A 22477-nucleotide genomic window follows, 5' to 3' on the forward strand; every position below is an offset into this window, starting at 1 on the left:
TAAAAATGCCACATTCTAAATTCTTATTACAGCCTCTATGGGTTGCGATGCTTGCTGTCTCTCATTCGGGTCTCGTTTTTGCAGATTCAGAAAAAAATGATGTTGATACCACAACACTTCACTCATTAGCACCTATTGTTGTTACAGCTCAGCAAGGTAACGATGCAAATGGTCTGATTGTACATGCCGACCCGAAACAGCCGATTCAGCCAGTACCTGCTACAGATGGGGCAGATTATCTACAAAGTATTATGGGTTTCAACTCAATACAAAGCGGTGGAACTAATGGTGATGTGACCTTCCGTGGTATGTTTGGTTCACGCATCAAAATTTTGACAGATGGAACAGAAAACCTAGGCGCATGTCCAAACCGTATGGATGCTCCGACTTCTTATATCTCTCCAGAAAGTTATGATCGTATTTCTGTCATTAAAGGTCCACAAACGGTTCAATATGCCAATACAGGTTCGGCCGCTACGGTACTTTTTGAACGTCAACCTGAGAAACTCACCTCTGAAAAACCTTATCGTGGGCAAGCGAGTGTCTTGCTAGGTTCATATGGGCGTATTGACCATAATGTTGAAGCAGCATTGGGTGATGAGAAAAAATATATTCGTTTAAATGCCAACCGTTCAGAATCCAATAGTTATCAAGATGGTGATGGCAATACAGTGCCCTCAGCATGGAAAAAGTGGAATGCAGATATAGCGCTTGGCTTCACTCCAGATGAAAACACTTGGATCGAGTTCACGGGTGGGAAATCTGATGGTGAATCGCTTTATGCTGGACGTTCAATGGATGGTTCTCAGTTTGCGCGTGAAAGCCTAGGGCTGCGTTTTGAAAAGAAAAATATCACTGATGTCATTAAGAAAATTGAAGGGCAGGTGAACTACAGCTATAACGACCATATTATGGATAACTTTAGCTTACGTACTCCGCCATTAGTTGAAATGAATCATGGTGGTATGACCATGCTGATGCCGAACGCGATGGCAATGCAAGTAACACGCCGTACACTAAATTCACGCTTAGCCATGACTTCTGAATGGAATAAGTGGAGTTTAATTACAGGTGTAGATTCTCAATTCAATAAACATGGCGGTAGCATGTCATCGCCAAATATGCCTTCTATGAATGTTCCATATCGTCAAGATATGCGTTTTCAATCATACGGTGCTTTTGGTGAGCTTGGTTATCAATGGAACGATCTCAACAAGCTGGTCACAGGTGTGCGTTTAGATCGAGTCACAGTTGAAGATGAACGTGCCGACTCTCAAGCACAAGGTTTTAACACCAAACTTGAAAAGACTTTACCAAGTGCATTTGTACGCTGGGAAAACCAACATCCTGAGCATGACCTAAAAAGCTATATCGGTTTAGGTTATGTAGAGCGTATGCCTGATTATTGGGAGCTTTTCTCGCCTAAACATGGGAATGCTGGCTCAACCAATACATTTAACGGTGTAAATCCTGAGAAAACATTACAGTTGGATATGGGCTTCCAGCAGCAACATGGTGCTTTAAATACATGGGCATCTGCTTATGTGGGCTTAGTAGATGACTACATTTTAATGAGTTATCACCATCATCCAAGTACTGGAATGGGTGGACATGATATGAGCCATGATATTACTGCGGGCGCTAAAAATGTCGATGCAACTATTGCGGGGGCAGAAGCGGGTATTGGATATCAATTTACTGATCATATTCAGGCAGATTTGAGTGCGATGTATGCATGGGGTAAAAACACTACAGATGATAAACCACTACCTCAAATTTCACCTTTAGAAGGTCGTTTAAATATCCGCTATGTGGCTGACAAATATAACTTAGGTCTGTTGTGGCGAGCAGTTGCTGAACAGAACCGCGTGAGTCTGCATCAAGGTAATATCGTGGGATATGACCTAAAACCAAGTAAAGGTTTTTCGACTCTTTCTCTAAACGGAAGTTACAACCTTCGTAAAGATATCGATGTCTCTGTTGGTGTCGATAACGTATTAGATAAAACCTACACCGAACACTTAAACAAAGCGGGTAGTGCAGGCTTTGGATTTGCGAGTGAAGAGCAATTCAATAATATCGGAAGAAATTACTGGGTTCGTATGAGCATGAAGTTTTAATAAGCTATAGCGAATGAAATGAACTGAAAAATATTAATTGAATGAGAGAAATGAAATGACAAATAAATTATCGCCTGAGCAGTCTTGGTGGGGATGGAAGTTACTTATTGTGGCTTCTATCTTGAGCTTATTATTTATGATCATTTTTTACTTGGCGATCAATAATGAGCCTGACTATATGCCAAGTCAAAAAAATAAGCAGATGATGGAGTCGCCTGAGCAAATGAACCACGCTGAAATGCACATGCACAGTTCATCAGCTCAATAAGCCCCTTAATATTTGAAAAAGGAAGTCTGGTTAACAGGCTTCCATTTTTTATTTTTAGGTTTTAAAAATTATTGATGCATACTCGCTAAGGTTTTTGCCTTACCTTGATTCTGATAAAGCGTTAAGCCAAGCTTTTGTATATTGCGACCTGACTTAGATAAAAACTTTTCAACTTTTGGTGAAAGCTTCGCACCACTATAAAGTAGTGAATTGCGCACAATCAAATAATAAGCAAACCATGAAGCAGACTGCTGAGGCAATCCAAGTAGTTTCATTCTTTTCTTACCAATAAAAAATTGGGTAAGTTCTAAATGTTGCCGATATGCAAGCTTCTGCTGTAACGAGCGTAAATGCAGATATTTTCTCTCAAAAGGCTCTTTAGATAAGCTTGAACCTAGTTCAACACTGCTGTGATCAGAGCGAGGGTGAGCAAACTGCATCCAGTAAAGTAATCGCCAACCTTCGGATTCAGATTGAATAAGCCATTTTTCATCAATACCCATTAACCAGCCAACATAACGCCAAAAATGTAAAAAATTCTTAGCTTCTTGTTTCGTTGGCCATACACCTAAAGCCCTAATACCAAGTAAAACTACACTGCTAAAAGCCAAATTAGTCATTGCCAAATCAAATTGATTAAGAGGAATCCCCCAAACTTCACTATCCCAGCGATCAGACTTCTTTAATTGCCGACGAACAAGTGCATGAATAAAGCGAACATAAATCGTTGACGTGAAACCTGAGCTTAAACGGACAAGTCCCTGAGGTTCAGTAATATCAACCCACCATTTTGTGGTTTCTGCTAAACGATTACCCGCCTGTTTTTTCAACGCGCCCGTTAAAATTAGAGGCTGATTAAATCCAGGATATAAATATCCTGCCATTAAAGATAAATCTCTAAGGATAAAACCATTATTTACTCCTAAACGATGAGTAAATTTAACAGCCTCATCAATTTGGCGCTGATCTAACCATTCAGGCTTTTGTTCAATGTAATTAAAGAAATTTTCTAACTCAGTAGGTACCGGCTCAGATAGGTCATCGCGGCCTTGAAATAATATCTTCTCAAAAATCATGCGGTGATCTTTGGGGTTTTGCATAACCCAATCAATCACCTTATCCATTTCAATGTCTCCTTCACAAAGAGCGCGTTGTAAAGACACATATTCTGTATAGTTTGGTTGAGCTGTTTTTTCGCAACAGATATTTAAAAACTGAGTAAAAAAATTACTGTCTTGCATGTCATTAAAAGAAGCAAGTCGAGTTGGGCTAATTGTTTGCATATCGTTACTTACTTATTGAACTGAATAATAAATAGGCTAATATGAATAATTATTCGCATTCAATTCGCATTTAACGAATAAACAACCGATGAGAAAAGCTCCCCAGCAACAGCGCTCAAAAATTATTGTTGACCATATTTTAGAGGCGACACAACACTGTATTGCCCAACATGGATTACTACATACCACAACTCCTAAAATTGCAGAGAAATCTGGAGTAAGTGTAGGTTCGATTTACCAATACTTTGAGAATAAAGATCAAATCATAGAAGAACTATTACGCCGTAAAAGCGAACTATTAGGACATCAACTTAAAGAGCTAGTTATGCAGCAAGGGAATATTCCTTTAGACCTGCTCATCCCCTTGGCGATAGAGCTAGGGTTTAATGCATTAAAAGCTGATCATGGATTTTTTATAGAAGTACTGAAACATTGGCATAACTATAGTCATTCGCAAGCTGCTCAGATTTTAGAAAAGCATTTTTTTGAAGTAGGACTTTATACATTTAGTAGAAATCCTCATCAGTGGGACTTCGAACAGGTGAAGCATAAATCCTTTGTAATTATTAATAGTACGCTTTTTACGATGATGCGATATGTGAGTCAGAACAATTTTCTTATATCAGAACAACAACTTAAGCGTGAATTGTCGAGCATGATCTTGGCTTATTTAGGTCAAAAATAAATAATTAAAATAATTACTTATATAAAACAATAGGTTGTATTGGCTGTTGATTTAAAAGTGAACGCTCAAGTCATAAGTTTCTAATTTTCGCTTGCAAAGGGATCTTAATCCTCTATAATGCACATCCATCGGCGGTGATGCAGATAAGAACTTGTTGAAAAACAGTTACTTAGAATTAAGTTGGTTACTTTAAGTGATGAATTTGGTGAGAAGTTGGTTTTGAGACTAAGTTTTAAAAATATCGAAATTACCTGTTGACTTTTAAGAGATTAAGAGTAATATAGCCGACCTAGCTTGCTGGTGACGAACCAGGAAGAAGATCATTAAGAGAATTGAAGAACAACTTGTGTGGATTTTTACTGATTGATTAATCGAAATATTATCATTGATTGATTGGTTTAAATTACTCGAAGTTTATTTGAGCGAAATTTAAGTCAGAAAATTGATGAGCCAGAATTGGCACCTTGTCTTTAATAAGGTGCAAAATGATTTTTAACTGAAGAGTTTGATCATGGCTCAGATTGAACGCTGGCGGCAGGCTTAACACATGCAAGTCGAGCGGGGTGATGGTGCTTGCACTATCACTTAGCGGCGGACGGGTGAGTAATGCTTAGGAATCTGCCTATTAGTGGGGGACAACATTTCGAAAGGAATGCTAATACCGCATACGTCCTACGGGAGAAAGCAGGGGATCTTCGGACCTTGCGCTAATAGATGAGCCTAAGTCGGATTAGCTAGTTGGTGGGGTAAAGGCCTACCAAGGCGACGATCTGTAGCGGGTCTGAGAGGATGATCCGCCACACTGGGACTGAGACACGGCCCAGACTCCTACGGGAGGCAGCAGTGGGGAATATTGGACAATGGGCGGAAGCCTGATCCAGCCATGCCGCGTGTGTGAAGAAGGCCTTATGGTTGTAAAGCACTTTAAGCGAGGAGGAGGCTACTTTAGTTAATACCTAGAGATAGTGGACGTTACTCGCAGAATAAGCACCGGCTAACTCTGTGCCAGCAGCCGCGGTAATACAGAGGGTGCAAGCGTTAATCGGATTTACTGGGCGTAAAGCGCGCGTAGGCGGCTAATTAAGTCAAATGTGAAATCCCCGAGCTTAACTTGGGAATTGCATTCGATACTGGTTAGCTAGAGTGTGGGAGAGGATGGTAGAATTCCAGGTGTAGCGGTGAAATGCGTAGAGATCTGGAGGAATACCGATGGCGAAGGCAGCCATCTGGCCTAACACTGACGCTGAGGTGCGAAAGCATGGGGAGCAAACAGGATTAGATACCCTGGTAGTCCATGCCGTAAACGATGTCTACTAGCCGTTGGGGCCTTTGAGGCTTTAGTGGCGCAGCTAACGCGATAAGTAGACCGCCTGGGGAGTACGGTCGCAAGACTAAAACTCAAATGAATTGACGGGGGCCCGCACAAGCGGTGGAGCATGTGGTTTAATTCGATGCAACGCGAAGAACCTTACCTGGCCTTGACATAGTAAGAACTTTCCAGAGATGGATTGGTGCCTTCGGGAACTTACATACAGGTGCTGCATGGCTGTCGTCAGCTCGTGTCGTGAGATGTTGGGTTAAGTCCCGCAACGAGCGCAACCCTTTTCCTTATTTGCCAGCGAGTAATGTCGGGAACTTTAAGGATACTGCCAGTGACAAACTGGAGGAAGGCGGGGACGACGTCAAGTCATCATGGCCCTTACGGCCAGGGCTACACACGTGCTACAATGGTCGGTACAAAGGGTTGCTACCTAGCGATAGGATGCTAATCTCAAAAAGCCGATCGTAGTCCGGATTGGAGTCTGCAACTCGACTCCATGAAGTCGGAATCGCTAGTAATCGCGGATCAGAATGCCGCGGTGAATACGTTCCCGGGCCTTGTACACACCGCCCGTCACACCATGGGAGTTTGTTGCACCAGAAGTAGCTAGCCTAACTGCAAAGAGGGCGGTTACCACGGTGTGGCCGATGACTGGGGTGAAGTCGTAACAAGGTAGCCGTAGGGGAACCTGCGGCTGGATCACCTCCTTAACGAAAGATTGACGATTGGTAAGAATCCACAACAAGTTGTTCTTCATAGATGTATCTGAGGGTCTGTAGCTCAGTTGGTTAGAGCACACGCTTGATAAGCGTGGGGTCACAAGTTCAAGTCTTGTCAGACCCACCATGACTTTGACTGGTTGAAGTTATAGATAAAAGATACATGACTGATGATGTAAGCTGGGGACTTAGCTTAGTTGGTAGAGCGCCTGCTTTGCACGCAGGAGGTCAGGAGTTCGACTCTCCTAGTCTCCACCAGAACTTAAGAGAAGTTCGGATTACAGAAATTAGTAAATAAAGATTTAGATCTTGGTTTATTAACTTCTGTGATTTAAGTATCACGGTATTAAGCATGACCTGACGAAGGCATGTTTATTCATTAACAGATTGGCAAAATTGAGTCTGAAATAAATTGTTCACTCAAGAGTTTAGATTAAGCAATTAATCTGAATGAATTGAGAACTAGCAAATTAACTGAATCAAGCGTTTTGGTATATGAATTTAGATTGAAGCTGTACAGTGTTTAAGTACACAGACAACAGATAGTAGCGATGAAGAATCGCACGGACAACACTCACTTGTAAGTGTTGACGACTGTTTGGGGTTGTATAGTCAAGTAATTAAGTGCATGTGGTGGATGCCTTGGCAGTCAGAGGCGATGAAAGACGTAATAGCCTGCGATAAGCTCCGGGGAGGCGGCAAATATCCTTTGATCCGGAGATTTCTGAATGGGGGAACCCACCTACTTTAAGGTAGGTATTGCAACATGAATACATAGTGTTGCAAGGCGAACGAGGGGAAGTGAAACATCTCAGTACCCTTAGGAAAAGAAATCAATTGAGATTCCCTTAGTAGCGGCGAGCGAACGGGGATCAGCCCATTAAGTTATGTGTGTTTTAGTGGAACGCTCTGGGAAGTGCGAACGTAGAGGGTGATATTCCCGTACACGAAAGGGCACACATAATGATGACGAGTAGGGCGAGGCACGTGAAACCTTGTCTGAATATGGGGGGACCATCCTCCAAGGCTAAATACTCCTGACTGACCGATAGTGAACCAGTACCGTGAGGGAAAGGCGAAAAGAACCCCTGTGAGGGGAGTGAAATAGATCCTGAAACCGCATGCATACAAGCAGTGGGAGCCGACTTGTTCGGTGACTGCGTACCTTTTGTATAATGGGTCAGCGACTTATATTCAGTAGCGAGGTTAACCGTATAGGGGAGCCGTAGAGAAATCGAGTCTTAATAGGGCGTTTAGTTGCTGGGTATAGACCCGAAACCAGGCGATCTATCCATGAGCAGGTTGAAGGTTGGGTAACACTAACTGGAGGACCGAACCCACTGTCGTTGAAAAGCCAGGGGATGACTTGTGGATAGGGGTGAAAGGCTAATCAAGCCTGGTGATAGCTGGTTCTCCCCGAAAGCTATTTAGGTAGCGCCTCGGACGAATACCATAGGGGGTAGAGCACTGTTTCGGCTAGGGGGTCATCCCGACTTACCAAACCGATGCAAACTCCGAATACCTATGAGTACTATCCGGGAGACAGACTGCGGGTGCTAACGTCCGTAGTCAAGAGGAAAACAATCCAGACCGCCAGCTAAGGCCCCAAAATCATAGTTAAGTGGGAAACGATGTGGGAAGGCATAGACAGCTAGGAGGTTGGCTTAGAAGCAGCCACCCTTTAAAGAAAGCGTAATAGCTCACTAGTCGAGTCGGCCTGCGCGGAAGATGTAACGGGGCTAAAACTATGTGCCGAAGCTGCGGATTTGACTTTTAGTCAAGTGGTAGGGGAGCGTTCTGTAAGCCGATGAAGGTGTATTGAGAAGTATGCTGGAGGTATCAGAAGTGCGAATGCTGACGTGAGTAACGACAAAACGGGTGAAAAACCCGTTCGCCGAAAGACCAAGGGTTCCAGTCCAACGTTAATCGGGGCTGGGTGAGTCGACCCCTAAGGCGAGGCCGAAAGGCGTAGTCGATGGGAAATTGGTTAATATTCCAATACTTCTGTGTAATGCGATGAGAGGACGGAGAAGGTTAAGTCAGCCTGGCGTTGGTTGTCCAGGTGGAAGGAAGTAGGCATGCATCTTAGGCAAATCCGGGGTGCTCTATGCTGAGATCTGATAGCAAGCTGTACTTGTACAGCGAAGTGGCTGATACCATGCTTCCAGGAAAAGTCTCTAAGCTTCAGTTACACAGGAATCGTACCCGAAACCGACACAGGTGGTCAGGTCGAGTAGACCAAGGCGCTTGAGAGAACTCTGCTGAAGGAACTAGGCAAAATGGTACCGTAACTTCGGGAGAAGGTACGCTGCTGACGGTGATGACCCTCGCGGTCTGAGCTATTGGCAGCCACAGAAACCAGGCCGCTGCAACTGTTTATTAAAAACATAGCACTCTGCAAACACGAAAGTGGACGTATAGGGTGTGATGCCTGCCCGGTGCTGGAAGGTTAATTGATGGGGTTAGCGTAAGCGAAGCTCTTGATCGAAGCCCCAGTAAACGGCGGCCGTAACTATAACGGTCCTAAGGTAGCGAAATTCCTTGTCGGGTAAGTTCCGACCTGCACGAATGGCATAATGATGGCGGCGCTGTCTCCAGCAGAGGCTCAGTGAAATCGAAATCGCTGTGAAGATGCAGTGTACCCGCGGCTAGACGGAAAGACCCCGTGAACCTTTACTGCAGCTTGACATTGAACTTTGACCTTACTTGTGTAGGATAGGTGGGAGGCTTTGAAGTTGGAACGCTAGTTCCAATGGAGCCGTCCTTGAAATACCACCCTGGTAATGTTGAGGTTCTAACTCTGCCCCGTAATCCGGGGCGAGGACCATGTCTGGTGGGTAGTTTGACTGGGGCGGTCTCCTCCTAAAGAGTAACGGAGGAGTACGAAGGTGCGCTCAGCGTGGTCGGAAATCACGCGTAGAGTATAAAGGCAAAAGCGCGCTTAACTGCGAGACCCACAAGTCGAGCAGGTACGAAAGTAGGTCTTAGTGATCCGGTGGTTCTGTATGGAAGGGCCATCGCTCAACGGATAAAAGGTACTCTGGGGATAACAGGCTGATACCGCCCAAGAGTTCATATCGACGGCGGTGTTTGGCACCTCGATGTCGGCTCATCTCATCCTGGGGCTGAAGCAGGTCCCAAGGGTATGGCTGTTCGCCATTTAAAGAGGTACGCGAGCTGGGTTTAGAACGTCGTGAGACAGTTCGGTCCCTATCTACCGTGGGCGCTGGAAATTTGAGAGGATCTGCTCCTAGTACGAGAGGACCAGAGTGGACGAACCTCTGGTGTACCGGTTGTGACGCCAGTCGCATCGCCGGGTAGCTATGTTCGGAAGGGATAACCGCTGAAAGCATCTAAGCGGGAAGCCTACCTCAAGATAAGATTTCCCTAGGACTTTATGTCCTCTAAAGAGCCGTTCGAGACTAGGACGTTGATAGGTTGGATGTGGAAGCATAGTGATATGTGAAGCTGACCAATACTAATTGCTCGTGAGGCTTGACTATACAACACCCAAGCAGTTGTATATAAAGCATCAATCGATTCATTAATATGCAAAGCAACTTGATTTAGTTATACGCTTAGCTAAAATGAACAAATAAAGTAAGATTCAATCAGCCCATCTGTAAAGATTTGGAAAACGCATCGGCATATTAAGACCCATGCAAGTATCCATACCAGTTGTGCTGGCGACCATAGCAAGAGTGAACCACCTGATCCCTTCCCGAACTCAGAAGTGAAACCTCTTAGCGCTGATGGTAGTGTGGGGTTTCCCATGTGAGAGTAAGTCATCGCCAGCTCATTATTCTAAACACCCCCAACTTAACAGTTGGGGGTGTTTTTTGCATGCGGGTAATAAATATTAAGGGGTTTTAACTAAAAACTTCATATTATTTCGAGCTTTGCTTATGATTTAAACAATTAAAATAGAGTTTCTGCCTATGCAGTTTAAAATCATCGCGGCTCATGACTTAGATAAACAACAACGGCAACAAATTGCTGAGCTATGTTTTGCTGCTTTTGATGAAGATCCTTGGAGTCAATATACCTTCATGCAAACCGCTGTGCATATAATAGGCATATTGGATGATAATATTGTGTCGCATGTTTTATGGACAGATCGAATTTTCACCTTAAAAGATGGTATCCCTGTAAAAACTGCTTATATAGAATATGTGACTACTGATGTCAAAATGCGTGGAAAAGGACTCGCATCTAAATTATTAAAATATTTAACTGATGCTTTAACTACTTTAGGCTATGAACTTGCGGCATTACAGCCTGAAGATGAGACGTTCTATAAAAAATTAGATTGGATTTCGTGGTGGGGGGATTTATACATCAAGCAAGATACTTTCACTTATCTAACAGATGATTATCAAATTATGCTATTTCCGTTAAGCGCTAAGCTGAAGGAGCGACTAACCTATAATTTAGAAGATGATACTATTTGTGCCGATTGGAGAGAGGGTGAACTTTGGTAACTCACTATATAAAATTTTGAAAAACATTAGCTTTAATTTATGACCAGAAGATGTGCGATATTAGCCTGATGTTCTCTTATTTTTAATGCATGATATGGATAGCTAAATAAACTTATTTAATCTAATAATTTGTTTTTTAAAATAATTTTTAAATTTTTATTTATTAAAAGAAATCTATGACAAGAGACACTGTTCATTTGAGAGTTTAGGTATTACTTAGCTTTTCTACTTTCCTGTTTATTATAGAAGCTTATAATGATTCAGAATCATTCCAAATCTAATAAGGATATAACATGTCTACTGATCAGCAATTTCCAACACCCAATAATTTAGGGATCGCGGTATATTCCAATAATGCAGAAGCTATTGGTAATACTCCTTTAGTTCGCATTAATCGTTTGATTAAAACTGGTGCAACCGTATTAGCAAAAGTGGAAAGCCGTAATCCTGCATTTTCTGTGAAATGTCGTATCGGAGCGGCACTAATTGCAGATGCAGAAAAGCGCGGTGTGTTAAAAGAAGGCATGCAAATTGTTGAACCAACCAGTGGTAATACGGGGATTGCACTAGCTTTTGTTGCAGCTGCTAAGGGTTATCCAATTACTTTAACTATGCCTGCAAGCATGAGTCTTGAGCGTAGAAAAGTATTAAAAGCTCTCGGTGCCAATTTGATTTTAACTGAACCAGCGAAAGGAATGAAAGGTGCAGTTGATGAAGCTATACGATTAGCAGCTGAACAGCCAGATGTTTATTTCTTACCTCAGCAATTTGAGAACCCAGCGAATCCACAAATCCATGTAGATACAACTGGTCCTGAAATCTGGCAAGCAACAGGTGGACAAGTTGATATTTTGGTTGCTGGCGTAGGTACTGGTGGCACAATTACTGGTATTTCTCGTTATTTCGAACAAGTTCAAAATAAACCTTTGTATTCTGTAGCCGTTGAACCTGCTGAGTCTCCAATTATTACTCAAACTAGAAATGGAGACAACATTACACCTGCGCCGCATAAAATTCAGGGAATTGGTGCGAACTTTATTCCAAAGAATCTTGATTTAGATCTTGTGGATGAAGTCTTACCAGTGACTAGCGAAGAAGCAATTCAGTGGGCAAGAAACTGTGCAACCCAAGAAGGTATTCTAGTGGGTATTTCAAGTGGCGCAGCTTTGGCTGCGGCGGCAAAAATTGCAGAACGCCCTGAAAATGTTGGTAAAACTATTGTTGTTATTCTGCCAGATAGTGGGGAGCGTTATTTATCTTCTGTTCTGTTTGATGGTTTATTTGACGAATAAAATTAACTCTATAAAAAAGCCCATCTATTGATGGGCTTTTTATTTAAGCTTATTTATAAAGCACTTTTTAAAGCTTTTTGATGATGTTTAACTGATCGAGCATATTTTTTAGCTTTGTGCCGTGTCCAGAAACTTCTCTGATATCCACTTGGTCCAACATTATAATAAGCAGTTGCTTTGAACCAACTATCCGCTGACTTATAGTAATGATTTAAAATATATGCGCCACATTGAATATTTGTAGATTCATCATACAAATTACCAGTACAAGTTTGTTGCCAATAGCTGGGAATAATTTGAGTTAAACCTACTGCACCCGTAGGCGAGAGGGCATTAGTATTGTAACTCGATTCTTGTCTTATGACCGCGGCAAGTAAAAGAGGCGGCACATTATATTGGTCAGCACTTTGAATAATTATTGGAGATAACCGATTCGCTGTGCTTTGTGGAACAGAATAAGCTTTTTGTAGACCAGACGAGAGCTTATTTGAACGCCATGAAAATGAACCACTATTCGGGCCTAAGCTTGTACACCCAGTCATTATTGTCATTAAAGCAATTACGAAAAATTTGAGACTCAAAATGTTTATTTGAGTCGGATTAAAATAATTGTTAGATAAAGATGAGGTAAGCAAAATACAAAACCGATAATCAAATTTCAAATGAAATCATGGTATTCAGCCATACTCAACGGATCAATATAAGTTCTGTTGCTCAGCACAAGCAAAGAGTGAGAATTTTGTATAATTAAAATGAAAAAACCCCGACATCCTGTCGAGGTTTTTTCGTATTCAGCTTATGTAGCTAACTCCTGTCAACTACCGCTTCCTGCGTTCTTATTCTTCTTCAATGAGACATCCTGTCTCTCTATGCTTCATATATTATGAAAAAATACTAAAGATGAATATCCGCAAATCACCGCAAGTTTTGTACGTTTTAACTTACAGATCAACTTACTTAAATACAATGTCGACAAGTTTCTGAGCTATAGGCGCACAAATCAATACACTTGGAAAAGCCAATATCCATGCAATAATCCAAGCCGATACCCACAATGAAAGGAAATGATGATTTAGCCCCACTACTTTAAAAGTTGAAATACCCGAAACTATAAAAGACATCATTCCAGATAAAATTAACAGAAATAAAAGCTTCTGTGCTTTCATGGCCTTATATTCCTTGATAAGCATTTAAGGTCAATGCAAAATTTTCTCCAAATTGTTGAGCAGTTTTAATATCTCCTTCATCAAACCTATCGGCATTACTGCCATGTTCAGCCTGAGCCATTAAGCCTGACCATGAGCCTAGACGATTGGCTGCTTGAGTATAAGGAATACCTTGGTGTTGCTCAGGCACAATCGGGTTGCCGATCCATAACATGCCGTGTTGCATACAAAAGGTAAAAAGTGAAATTAGTGTCGATTGTTTATCACCTGCTGGAAGGGAAGACACGGTAAAGCCAGCCGCCAGTTTTCCTTTAAAGCTCTGCTTTTTCCATAATGGACCCGTTGCATCCATGAGTTGTTTTAACTTGGAAGATACACCCCCTAAATAAGTGGGGGATCCCCAAATTAAGCCGTCATATTGAATTAGGATTTCTGGGTTTTCGACAAGATGTTCAGCATTGAGTAAATCTACTTTAATATCTTTATGGTTCAAGATGCCAGTTTGAATTTGCTGAGCAATAAATTGGGTGTGGCCTTGGCGACTAAAGTAAATAATGGCAACGGTTTTCATGAGCAGTTTCCTCTTTATTTAAATTTGAAATAATTTTGCAGTGAGATATAAGCCACAACCAAAAACACTATGGTTCATCAAACTTTTTAGGCAGTTCAAAAAAGGACGAGGGGTTTTTGATGAAGCAAAACCACTACCCATCGCAGGTTGCATAATAAAAAAAGGAATGAGAACGGTGACTACACCAAAAAGTAGTGCTGAATAAAACTGAGGATGGCTAAGCCAAGTTGAGCCAACAATTAAAAGAAAGCTAAATGAAAAGATTAGCCCAACACTATAGTGAGCAATCCAACCTAATAAATATTCATCCTTAATTTGAGGGCTTTGGGCTATAGATTGATGGATGAGTTTCCCTTTAAATATCCAACCAACCCAGCGTCCGAGCAAGCCGAAGTTTAAGGTCGGAATTTTGAATATCTTTAATGTTAACAGCCAGATATCCATCATAATTGTTGCGCCAATGCCGAGACATAAAGCCTGAAAGAACAATGTGGAGAGATTCATTTTGAAACCTTGCTTTTATACGTCTGAAACGTGATAAATTTATTGTGCAAGTTAAAGTTCACTTGAAGTCAAGAGGTTGTTATGGATATTGGTGAAGTCGCTAAAAAGGCAAAAGTCACAACCGCTACACTACGTTTTTATGAAGAGAAAGGATTAATTAAATCGATAGGGCGGCAAGGTTTACGTCGGCAATATGGGAAACAAGTGCTTGATCAACTGGCACTCATTGCTTTAGGTCGTGCTGCAGGTTTTTCTTTAAATGAAATCGCAACAATGTTTGGACAAGATGGTAAACCAGAGCTCAATCGGCAAAAACTAAAAGATAAAGCTGAACAATTAGAGCAAATGGCTAAACGATTGCATTTTATCAGCCAAGGATTACAACATGCTGCGGTATGTCCTGCTGAAAATCATATGGAATGTCCAACTTTCCAGAACTTTTTGAAAGCAGCAATTGCTGGAGAATATCAGCCAACGAAACTTTAATTATTTTTGATGAGGTCATTTAGTTTGTGTTTGTATTGAACAGTTGAGTTTGTCATATTTTCGCCATAAAGATTTCATCTTTTTGAAGTAAAAACTTCATATAAGATTGATTAAATTTGCTTAATTTTTTACCAACTGTATAAAACTATGAGCAAAAAAACTTTAGTCGCATTATTATGCTGCGCCAGTTTAGGATTGACGGCATGTAATGATGATAATGATCAAGAACAAACTTCACCTACTGAAAAAGTTACCGAACCGACCTTAATTTCTTTTGCCAAGTTACCTGTAGAAACTTATGCAGCTGGTCCAGACTCTGGCGCATATGTGAAAGGTGCAAATGGAATTTATCCTCCATTTAAGGGTCAACCTGTACAAGGCTTTTCTGCTGCATTAAAAAATGAAGATGGCAGTTATATGGCAATGGCTGATAATGGTTTTGGGACTCAAGATAATTCAGCAGATTTTTTACTTCGTATTTATAAACAAAAGCCTGATTTCAAAACTAAAGCTAAAGGCACGGGGCAAGTGACTGTGCAAAGCTTTATCCAGCTGCGTGATCCAAATAAGTTAATTCCTTTTAATATCGTGAATGGTGATACAGCTGATCGATTATTAACGGGCGCTGATTTTGATCCAGAGTCTATGCAACGTACTAGTGATGGGACTTACTGGATTGGCGATGAATTTGGACCTTATTTACTTCATTTTTCAGCCGATGGTGTGTTATTAGATGCACCGATTGCTCTACCAAATCCGTTAAACCCGACTCAAGAATTACGTTCACCACAAAATCAGTTTAATAAAGCACAAATTAATTTTGTAGAACCTCTAGTTCAGCAAAGTGGTGGTTTTGAAGGAATGGCGATTTCGCCAGACGGGCAGTATCTTTACCCTCTTATAGAAAAGCCAATTAAATCAATTCGGGAAACAGAAAGACAACTACTGATTTCTCAATTTGACCTGAAGAAAAAAGCGTATACAGGAAAATATTATTGGTTCCAGTTAGACAGCAAGGCAACCAATATTGGTGACTTCCAACTCTTTAATGATAAAGAAGGGATCATTATTGAACGTGATGCGACTCAGAATAATTTAGGCGGCTATAAAAAATTAATCCGTATTAAATTACATGAGTCCGGTCAGCTAGTAAGCCGTGAAGATTTGGTTGATTTAATTAAAATTGCTAACCCGAATTTATTGTATAGCACAGCAAGAGCAGGGGATATCGGTACGGGACAGGTTTTTGCTTTCCCATTTGAAACCATTGAAGATGTGATTATTGAAAATGGTACAACGCTTACCGTTTTCAATGATAATAACTTCCCTGGTTCGACAGGGCGTAACGCAAAACTGGCTGATGATAATGAGATTATTCAGATTCGTTTACCAAAAGCTTTGTTTTAAGCTCTATAAATAAAAATTAAAACTGCGGCGGATTTTATTCCGCCGTATTTATTCCAAGAATAAAATATTGAGTAAACTTTAATCAAATTAATTTCTATATTATTGTTTTCGCATGTTTTATAAACAGGGAAAATGAATGAAATTCATGTTAAAATGATCGGCTTTCATCTTTAGATGTCTCTCCTCCATCTGCTAGCCGAGATTCGCAAGCCATGTCTACTGCCTACACCATGCAGACTGCGCCCAAAGCGCTGTTTGATTACGACAAATATTGGGCGTCGTGTTTTGAACCCGCACCATTTTTGCCGATGTCACGAGAAGAAATGGACCAACTCGGCTGGGATGCATGTGACTTTATTTTAGTCTGTGGTGATGCTTATATTGACCACCCATCATTTGTATCGGGTGTGATTGGGCGTGTACTTGAAGCACAAGGTTTCCGTGTCGGAATTATTGCGCAGCCAGATTGGACCAATGTTGAAAGCTTCCGCGTTTTAGGTAAGCCAACAATTGCTTGGGGTGTAACCGCAGGTAATATGGATTCGATGATTAACCGTTATACGGCAGATCGTAAAATCCGTTCTGATGATGCATATTCACCAAACAATGAACCAAATAAACGTCCTGACCGTGCAGCAACAGTATATTGTCAACGTTGTCGTGAAGCATTTCCAGACGTACCTGTGTTATTAGGTGGTATTGAAGGTAGTTTACGTCGTATTGCTCACTACGATTATTGGTCAGATAAAGTTCGTCGTTCGATTTTGATGGATTCAAAAGCTGATTTACTCATGTATGGTAATGGTGAGCGTGCCATTATTGATGTGATGCATCGTTTGGCTAAAGGTGAAAAAATCCACGAGATTACTGATGTTCGTGGTACAGCATTTATTATTAATAAACATAACAAAGCATCAAAAGCAAAGTTTGTTGAAGTTGCGAGTAATGATGTAGATACGATTGGACGTGTTGATCCAATTATTAACCCATATGTCATGACTGAAGATATTGATGGCTGTGAGGTTGAAAAAGAAAAAGGCAACTCACTAGCTCAGTATCAAGATTTCCAGAAAGAGATTGTTGCAAACCCGATTGTGCGTGAAGGCGACAAACTAGATGACGACACTCAAATCGTTCAATTAAAACCGGCACCATCAAAAGCAATTAAACACAAGTTACCTCCACGTGAGTTAGCGGTAATTCGTTTACCTTCTTTTGAAGAGGTGTCAAATGATCACGTGCTTTACGCGCATGCAAACCGTATTTTGCACCTTGAAACTAATCCGGGTAATGCCCGTGCTTTGGTTCAACGCCATGGTGAACGTGATGTCTGGATCAATCCTCCACCAATTCCTCTAACCACTGAGGAAATGGACTATGTGTTTGATCTTCCATATGCACGTTTGCCACATCCTACTTATGGCGATGCTCGTTTCCCTGCATTTGATATGATCAAATTCTCGGTCAACATTATGCGTGGCTGTTTTGGCGGCTGTACATTCTGTTCGATTACAGAACATGAAGGTCGTATTATTCAAAACCGTTCGGAAGATTCGATCTTACGTGAGATTGAAAAAATCCGTGATACTGCACCTAACTTCACAGGTATTATTTCAGATTTAGGTGGTCCAACGGCAAACATGTACCGTTTGCATTGTAAAGATCCTGAAATTGAGAAGAACTGTCGTAAACCTTCTTGTGTATATCCAGGCGTTTGTCAAAACTTGCATACCGATCATGCCCCTTTAGTGCAGCTTTATCGTAAGGCACGTGCAATTAAAGGCGTGAAGAAGATTCTGATTGGTTCAGGTTTACGTTATGACCTTGCCGTACTAAACCCTGAATATGTCAAAGAGCTGGTACAACACCACGTTGGCGGTTATTTAAAAATTGCTCCTGAACATACCGAAAATGGTCCTTTATCTAAGATGATGAAGCCGGGTATTGGTACGTATGATCGTTTCAAACAAATGTTTGATCGTTTCAGTAAAGAAGCAGGAAAAGAGCAATACTTAATTCCTTACTTTATTGCAGCACATCCGGGTACTTCAGATTATGACATGATGCACCTTGCAATTTGGTTGAAAAAGAATGGTTTCCGTGCCGATCAGGTACAGACGTTCTATCCATCGCCAATGGCAACTGCAACGACCATGTATTATTCGGGCAAAAACCCGCTTGCTAAAGTAGCTCGCTATACTGAAAAAGTTGATATTGTAAAAGGTGAGAAACGCCGTCGTTTGCATAAAGCATTCTTACGTTACCATGATCCAAACAACTGGCCATTGCTTCGTGAAGCTTTAAAAGAAATGGGCCGTGCAGATTTAATTGGTAATTCAAAGCAGCATTTAATTCCAACCTATCAGCCACAAGGTACTGCTGAAGGTGAATATAAGTCGGCACGTAAGAAGAACTCTTCTGTAGCGGGTGATTCAGCAAAACGTGGTCAGGGGCAATCTCGTTCAGCAGCAGGGCAAAAACGTCCACAAAAAGGCCAGGTTCTAACCCAACACACTGGTTTACCTCCTCGTGAAACCGGTGAGAAAAGACCATTTGGTGGAAAAAGTAAACCTAAAAGCAAGGTTCGTGGATAGTGATAAAACAGGCTCTTAAATAGAGCCTGTTTTGTTTTTAAAGTGTCTATTTAAATCGTATAATGAGATTTTTGAAGATTAAAAGTACGAAAAACGTAACGAATAATGATAAATAGCAAAAATCTGACGAGCTGCACTTGATTGTTGTAGATTCTATGATTATAAATAATGTGAGGGTGGCTAAATTTAAGCCAAGCTTGATAACTACAAGTGAAATTACTAAGTGAACCTTTTAAAAAACGGCTCTGTCGTTATCAATTAAAACAAAGTGTGATCTAGCAAAATCATTATAAAAAACCTAAAGGATTGGACCCATGTACTATTTAATCACGATCTTATTATTATTTCTGGCTGTTGTAATGGCAGTGAAAAGTCTTTCGCGAAGGCATCAACATGATAGTGCCTTGAAGCGCCGTGCAGTCTTAACCAGTCATGAGCAAATGACATTAACCAGACTACAAACAGTTTTGCCTAAATTTACCGTGTTGGCACATGTATCGTTTGATGCATTATTAACTACAAAATATGCGCATACACGTCGAAAATATCAAAATATGGCGGCTGATTTTGTTGTGCTTGATCAAAATTATCAGGTTGTTGTAGTGGTTGTTCTTGGAGAAAGTGGTTTACGCCGAGCGCATCAACAATATGAACGTCGTCTATTACAACTGGCTGGCTATCGTGTGCTTCATTACAGTGAGGTGCCTGATTATCACGATCTAAGAAGGGACTTATTGACTCCAGAAACAGAGATGGCAATTTTACATGCAACGCCGCAACTAGAACGAATGTCAAATGCGTTTGTGAAGTCTTAAAAATTAGAGATTATAGCAATTGATTAGAGAACTCATTAAAGAGGATCTTAATAACATGCTGACATTAAAAATGTTAAAACTACTAAAAAATTGAGCAATATAACTAGAGATATTGCTCAATTTAGTTTCACTTTATATTTATAAAAATTATGGAAGTACTGCAACTACCGTCATTTCTACAAGCACGTCTGGTGCATAAAGTTTGGATTCTACACAAGTACGTGCTGGTGGATGTCCTTCACTAATCCATGCATCCCAAACAGCATTCATTGCTGCATAATCTTTGTCGATATCTTTTAGAAAAATCATAACAGAAAGAATATGGGTTTTATCTGTTCCAGCTTCTGCCAATAGACGGTCAATATTATCTAAAGTTTGTTGAGTCTGTGCTGTAACATCGACGCTTGTATCATCTGCGAGTTGGCCAGCTAAGTGTACTAAATTACCTGAAATCGCAACTTCGCAGTAGCGTGAAGTCACGTGTAAACGCTGCACGGACATAAGCTTTACCTGATTTAAAAAACAATAGAAAAGATTGTACTTGATTGAATTAAGCAGTGGAATTTTTTTAGTTGATATTGGTGGCTATAATTAATTAATGACAAGATTTATTATAAATTGCTAATATCTGCATTGAATAAAATAATATATTGGACATGACCATGCGAAAAAAAATAGAGATTATTATATTGGGAGGATTAGTGGGAATGACAACAATAACGCATGCTATAAATCCTGATCAAGAATATATATTGTTCTTTGAAAAATATAAACAGTTGTCGAATGAGAGTGATCCGAAAGGAATGGAACTCTATGCAGACAATGCCAAACTTCATCAAAAACAAATCACACCAGATGGTATTGAACAAAGCATGAGTATGTCTGGGAAAAAATTAAAAGAACTATTTTTAGAAAATCAAGAAATGCTTCAAAAGCTGGGATATACATCTAACTATAGTGATGTGAAAGTGACGAGAAGTCAAAATTCTGCAAAGATTTCAGCGACGAGATATAGCACTAATAACTGTTTTACAGATCGTGATTACTATATGGTGGTTTCTCGTGGGGTGGATAAACAGTTATATATTACAGAGGAATATTCTACAAGTGTCCCTCAGAATTTGTGTAAAGAAAGTATTAAGGATGATTTGCCGCTACAGTTAACTTTTGGGGCCAAGATAATCAATAAAAACTTGCCTATGCAAGTAGATCGAGAAACAAATTTAGAGCATGTTGAGGCCCAAGGGAAAGAATTAACGTTGAATTATCGTCTGATTCATATAACGTCTGTGGATATGCCTACTGAATGGGTACAAGCAATGGAAGTTAATGGTGTTCCTGAAATTGTTAAAGGTGTTTGCAATAATATAAAAATGAAAGAATTATTAAATAAAGGAGCGCAACTTAATTTAAAGTATTTATATAAAGATAATGTACCATTAACTAAAATTAAAATGACCAAACAGGACTGTAATATATAAATGTTTTTATTAAAGAATAAATTATAATAAAAGGGCACATTTGTGCCCTGTAATATTCGGATTTGGTCGTCACGCCAATCACAGGACGATATGCCGAAAGTAAAGGTTGCTTTGGCATGTTGCAAATACATGGGTAATGAAGATGCGTTGATTAGGTTACTCTAAAGTCTTAGTAAAAGGGAGTCTATTTTGTTTAAAAGTTGCTCTTTTGGGTGAAAATTAATCAACTACCAGAGGTTAAGCTGGAAGTCATCCGCTTGGGTTTGTAATTGATAAACTCCTATACCAATTAAGCGAAACTGAAAATGTTCAGGAATCTGCATTTCATTTAATAATAAAAATAAAACTTGAATTAAGTCCTGTAGCGACTGGATTGGTCTTTTAAAGCTTTTACTATGTTGTAAAGTCTGAAAATTCTTGAGCTTAAGCTTAATATTCACACCACGTGCATTGAGCTGTTTTTTCTCTAAGCTTTGCCAAACTTTTTCGGCTAGTCCCTGCCAATAGGGCTGACATTGAACTAAAGTAAAGTCACTATCGAAAGTTGTCTCTTTCGAAATTTGTTGGCGAGCTCTTTCAGCTTGAACAGGTCTATGATCAATTCCTTGTGCATATAGGTAGAGTTGTTGTCCATATTTACCAAAGTGGTGAACTAAAACAGCTTCTTCAATTTTCTGTAAATCGCCCAAAGTATGCAGTTGAAGTTGCTGTAATTTTTCCTGAGTGACTTTACCGACGCCAGGAATCTTTTTAAGTGGCAGATCTTGAATAAAAGTAGCAACCTGAGAAGGTTTAATTACACATAAGCCATTCGGTTTATTCCAATCTGAAGCAATTTTTGCCAAAAATTTATTAGGGGCCACACCCGCCGATGCAGTTAGTCCAGTTAACCGAAAAATATCTTCCCGAATATGCATCGCAACTTCGGTTGCACTCGCAATCTGTTTTAGATTTTCAGTGACATCTAAATAAGCTTCATCAAGCGATAAAGGTTCAATAAGCAGAGTATATTGCTGAAAGATCGAGTGAATTTGAGCGGAGACTGTACGATATTTTTCAAAATTTGGCTCAATAATAACGACTTGAGGGCATAGTTTTCTTGCCTGAGTCATCGACATGGCTGAACGTAAACCAAATTCGCGGGCAGGATAAGATGCAGCAGCAATCACAGCTCGCGGATGATGAGATGAAATAACCACAGGGAGATGCTTTAGATCAGGACGCTCTCGCAATTCGACTGATGCATAAAAGGCATCCATATCGATATGAATGATTTTGCGCATA

General features: G+C 40.4%; 16 protein-coding genes, 2 tRNA genes, 3 rRNA genes and 2 pseudogenes. 16 read left to right on the forward strand and 7 right to left on the reverse strand.

Going from position 1 to position 22477, the window contains the following annotated elements; all coding sequences use genetic code 11:
• Nucleotides 1-5: 5 nt before the first annotated feature.
• The gene (locus ACS125_RS04895) at nt 6-2120 is read left to right on the forward strand and encodes a TonB-dependent copper receptor (protein ID WP_443270861.1); all 2115 of its coding nucleotides are present in this window, start codon (nt 6-8) and stop codon (nt 2118-2120) included.
• Nucleotides 2121-2175: 55 nt separating this feature from the next.
• Nucleotides 2176-2388 (forward strand): hypothetical protein, encoded by a 213-nt coding sequence (locus tag ACS125_RS04900; protein WP_174731527.1) that lies wholly within the window; start codon nt 2176-2178, stop codon nt 2386-2388.
• Between the two features lie 68 nt (nt 2389-2456).
• Here ACS125_RS04900 and ACS125_RS04905 read toward each other — a convergent pair whose 3' ends face one another.
• A complete protein-coding gene (locus ACS125_RS04905) occupies nt 2457-3671 on the reverse strand; it encodes an oxygenase MpaB family protein (protein ID WP_443270863.1) in 1215 nt (404 codons plus the stop codon).
• Between the two features lie 88 nt (nt 3672-3759).
• On the opposite strand from ACS125_RS04905, the pseudogene ACS125_RS04910 reads away from it, so the two are divergent.
• The 8 genes and pseudogenes from ACS125_RS04910 to cysK all read left to right on the forward strand — a co-directional run bounded on the left by ACS125_RS04910 (nt 3760) and on the right by cysK (nt 12169).
• Nucleotides 3760-4330 (forward strand): annotated as a pseudogene (locus ACS125_RS04910) (TetR/AcrR family transcriptional regulator).
• 519 nt (nt 4331-4849) lie between these two features.
• Nucleotides 4850-6387 (forward strand): 16S ribosomal RNA (locus ACS125_RS04915).
• 59 nt (nt 6388-6446) lie between these two features.
• Nucleotides 6447-6523: transfer RNA gene (locus ACS125_RS04920), tRNA-Ile, on the forward strand.
• Nucleotides 6524-6578: 55 nt separating this feature from the next.
• Nucleotides 6579-6654 (forward strand) — tRNA-Ala (locus ACS125_RS04925).
• 352 nt (nt 6655-7006) lie between these two features.
• Nucleotides 7007-9899 (forward strand): 23S ribosomal RNA (locus ACS125_RS04930).
• Between the two features lie 179 nt (nt 9900-10078).
• A 5S ribosomal RNA gene (gene rrf / locus ACS125_RS04935) occupies nt 10079-10193 on the forward strand.
• Together the 16S, 23S and 5S rRNA genes with 2 tRNA genes alongside form the textbook arrangement of a ribosomal RNA operon.
• A 141-nt stretch (nt 10194-10334) precedes the next feature.
• The gene (locus ACS125_RS04940; protein WP_443270865.1) at nt 10335-10877 is read left to right on the forward strand and encodes a GNAT family N-acetyltransferase; all 543 of its coding nucleotides are present in this window, start codon (nt 10335-10337) and stop codon (nt 10875-10877) included.
• Nucleotides 10878-11170: 293 nt separating this feature from the next.
• Entirely contained in the window at nt 11171-12169 is a 999-nt protein-coding gene (gene cysK / locus ACS125_RS04945) for a cysteine synthase A (protein WP_443270867.1), read from the forward strand.
• 53 nt (nt 12170-12222) lie between these two features.
• Here cysK and ACS125_RS04950 read toward each other — a convergent pair whose 3' ends face one another.
• The 4 genes from ACS125_RS04950 to ACS125_RS04965 all read right to left on the reverse strand — a co-directional run bounded on the left by ACS125_RS04950 (nt 12223) and on the right by ACS125_RS04965 (nt 14410).
• Nucleotides 12223-12831: a lytic transglycosylase domain-containing protein gene (locus tag ACS125_RS04950; protein WP_443270869.1), complete on the reverse strand. Its 609-nt coding sequence runs from the start codon at nt 12829-12831 to the stop codon at nt 12223-12225.
• Between the two features lie 291 nt (nt 12832-13122).
• Nucleotides 13123-13335: a DUF2798 domain-containing protein gene (locus ACS125_RS04955; RefSeq protein WP_151964581.1), complete on the reverse strand. Its 213-nt coding sequence runs from the start codon at nt 13333-13335 to the stop codon at nt 13123-13125.
• 4 nt (nt 13336-13339) lie between these two features.
• Entirely contained in the window at nt 13340-13906 is a 567-nt protein-coding gene (locus ACS125_RS04960; RefSeq protein ID WP_443270871.1) for a flavodoxin family protein, read from the reverse strand.
• A gap of 18 nt (nt 13907-13924) precedes the next feature.
• On the reverse strand, nt 13925-14410 hold the full coding sequence (locus ACS125_RS04965) for a DUF2938 domain-containing protein (protein WP_353158392.1): 486 nt from the start codon (nt 14408-14410) through the stop codon (nt 13925-13927).
• Nucleotides 14411-14491: 81 nt separating this feature from the next.
• Between ACS125_RS04965 and ACS125_RS04970 the strand changes: the two genes are divergently transcribed.
• From ACS125_RS04970 to ACS125_RS04985, 4 genes are all read left to right on the forward strand, one after another.
• On the forward strand, nt 14492-14896 hold the full coding sequence (locus ACS125_RS04970; RefSeq protein ID WP_004795245.1) for a helix-turn-helix domain-containing protein: 405 nt from the start codon (nt 14492-14494) through the stop codon (nt 14894-14896).
• Nucleotides 14897-15043: 147 nt separating this feature from the next.
• Nucleotides 15044-16303: an esterase-like activity of phytase family protein gene (locus ACS125_RS04975; RefSeq protein ID WP_238612789.1), complete on the forward strand. Its 1260-nt coding sequence runs from the start codon at nt 15044-15046 to the stop codon at nt 16301-16303.
• 212 nt (nt 16304-16515) lie between these two features.
• Nucleotides 16516-18897, forward strand: a complete 2382-nt coding sequence (locus ACS125_RS04980) for a YgiQ family radical SAM protein (protein WP_416662424.1) — start codon at nt 16516-16518, stop codon at nt 18895-18897.
• A gap of 314 nt (nt 18898-19211) precedes the next feature.
• Nucleotides 19212-19712 carry a DUF2726 domain-containing protein gene (locus ACS125_RS04985; protein WP_004795239.1) on the forward strand — a complete coding sequence of 167 codons (501 nt, stop codon included), beginning with the start codon at nt 19212-19214 and terminating at the stop codon, nt 19710-19712.
• Nucleotides 19713-19859: 147 nt separating this feature from the next.
• Here the strand turns inward: ACS125_RS04985 and ACS125_RS04990 are convergent, their stop codons facing one another.
• Nucleotides 19860-20213, reverse strand: coding sequence for a RidA family protein (locus tag ACS125_RS04990; RefSeq protein WP_174730889.1), 354 nt, complete (start codon nt 20211-20213; stop codon nt 19860-19862).
• Between the two features lie 161 nt (nt 20214-20374).
• Here ACS125_RS04990 and ACS125_RS04995 point away from each other — a divergent pair, with 161 nt between their 5' ends.
• Both ACS125_RS04995 and ACS125_RS05000 read left to right on the forward strand, forming a co-directional pair.
• Nucleotides 20375-21193, forward strand: coding sequence for a hypothetical protein (locus ACS125_RS04995; protein WP_238612791.1), 819 nt, complete (start codon nt 20375-20377; stop codon nt 21191-21193).
• Between the two features lie 106 nt (nt 21194-21299).
• A pseudogene (locus tag ACS125_RS05000) lies at nt 21300-21416 on the forward strand (hypothetical protein).
• A gap of 4 nt (nt 21417-21420) precedes the next feature.
• Here the strand turns inward: ACS125_RS05000 and dinB are convergent.
• A complete protein-coding gene (gene dinB / locus ACS125_RS05005; protein ID WP_144735539.1) occupies nt 21421-22476 on the reverse strand; it encodes a DNA polymerase IV in 1056 nt (351 codons plus the stop codon).
• Nucleotide 22477 lies beyond the last annotated feature (1 nt).

The sequence above is a fragment of the Acinetobacter sp. PFS20 genome, assembly GCF_052261015.1.
Classification (GTDB): domain Bacteria; phylum Pseudomonadota; class Gammaproteobacteria; order Pseudomonadales; family Moraxellaceae; genus Acinetobacter.

What these genes read in the sequence shown, in the direction of transcription:
- dinB (WP_144735539.1), bottom strand. Translation starts at nt 22,476, where the DNA reads ATGCGCAAAATCATTCATATCGATATGGATGCCTTTTATGCATCAGTC.
- ACS125_RS04975 (WP_238612789.1), top strand. Translation starts at nt 15,044, where the DNA reads ATGAGCAAAAAAACTTTAGTCGCATTATTATGCTGCGCCAGTTTAGGA.
- ACS125_RS04960 (WP_443270871.1), bottom strand. Translation starts at nt 13,906, where the DNA reads ATGAAAACCGTTGCCATTATTTACTTTAGTCGCCAAGGCCACACCCAA.
- ACS125_RS04905 (WP_443270863.1), bottom strand. Translation starts at nt 3,671, where the DNA reads ATGCAAACAATTAGCCCAACTCGACTTGCTTCTTTTAATGACATGCAA.
- ACS125_RS04990 (WP_174730889.1), bottom strand. Translation starts at nt 20,213, where the DNA reads ATGTCCGTGCAGCGTTTACACGTGACTTCACGCTACTGCGAAGTTGCG.
- ACS125_RS04940 (WP_443270865.1), top strand. Translation starts at nt 10,335, where the DNA reads ATGCAGTTTAAAATCATCGCGGCTCATGACTTAGATAAACAACAACGG.
- ACS125_RS04970 (WP_004795245.1), top strand. Translation starts at nt 14,492, where the DNA reads ATGGATATTGGTGAAGTCGCTAAAAAGGCAAAAGTCACAACCGCTACA.
- ACS125_RS04985 (WP_004795239.1), top strand. Translation starts at nt 19,212, where the DNA reads ATGTACTATTTAATCACGATCTTATTATTATTTCTGGCTGTTGTAATG.
- ACS125_RS04900 (WP_174731527.1), top strand. Translation starts at nt 2,176, where the DNA reads ATGACAAATAAATTATCGCCTGAGCAGTCTTGGTGGGGATGGAAGTTA.
- ACS125_RS04995 (WP_238612791.1), top strand. Translation starts at nt 20,375, where the DNA reads ATGCGAAAAAAAATAGAGATTATTATATTGGGAGGATTAGTGGGAATG.
- ACS125_RS04965 (WP_353158392.1), bottom strand. Translation starts at nt 14,410, where the DNA reads ATGAATCTCTCCACATTGTTCTTTCAGGCTTTATGTCTCGGCATTGGC.
- ACS125_RS04895 (WP_443270861.1), top strand. Translation starts at nt 6, where the DNA reads ATGCCACATTCTAAATTCTTATTACAGCCTCTATGGGTTGCGATGCTT.
- ACS125_RS04980 (WP_416662424.1), top strand. Translation starts at nt 16,516, where the DNA reads ATGTCTACTGCCTACACCATGCAGACTGCGCCCAAAGCGCTGTTTGAT.
- cysK (WP_443270867.1), top strand. Translation starts at nt 11,171, where the DNA reads ATGTCTACTGATCAGCAATTTCCAACACCCAATAATTTAGGGATCGCG.
- ACS125_RS04955 (WP_151964581.1), bottom strand. Translation starts at nt 13,335, where the DNA reads ATGAAAGCACAGAAGCTTTTATTTCTGTTAATTTTATCTGGAATGATG.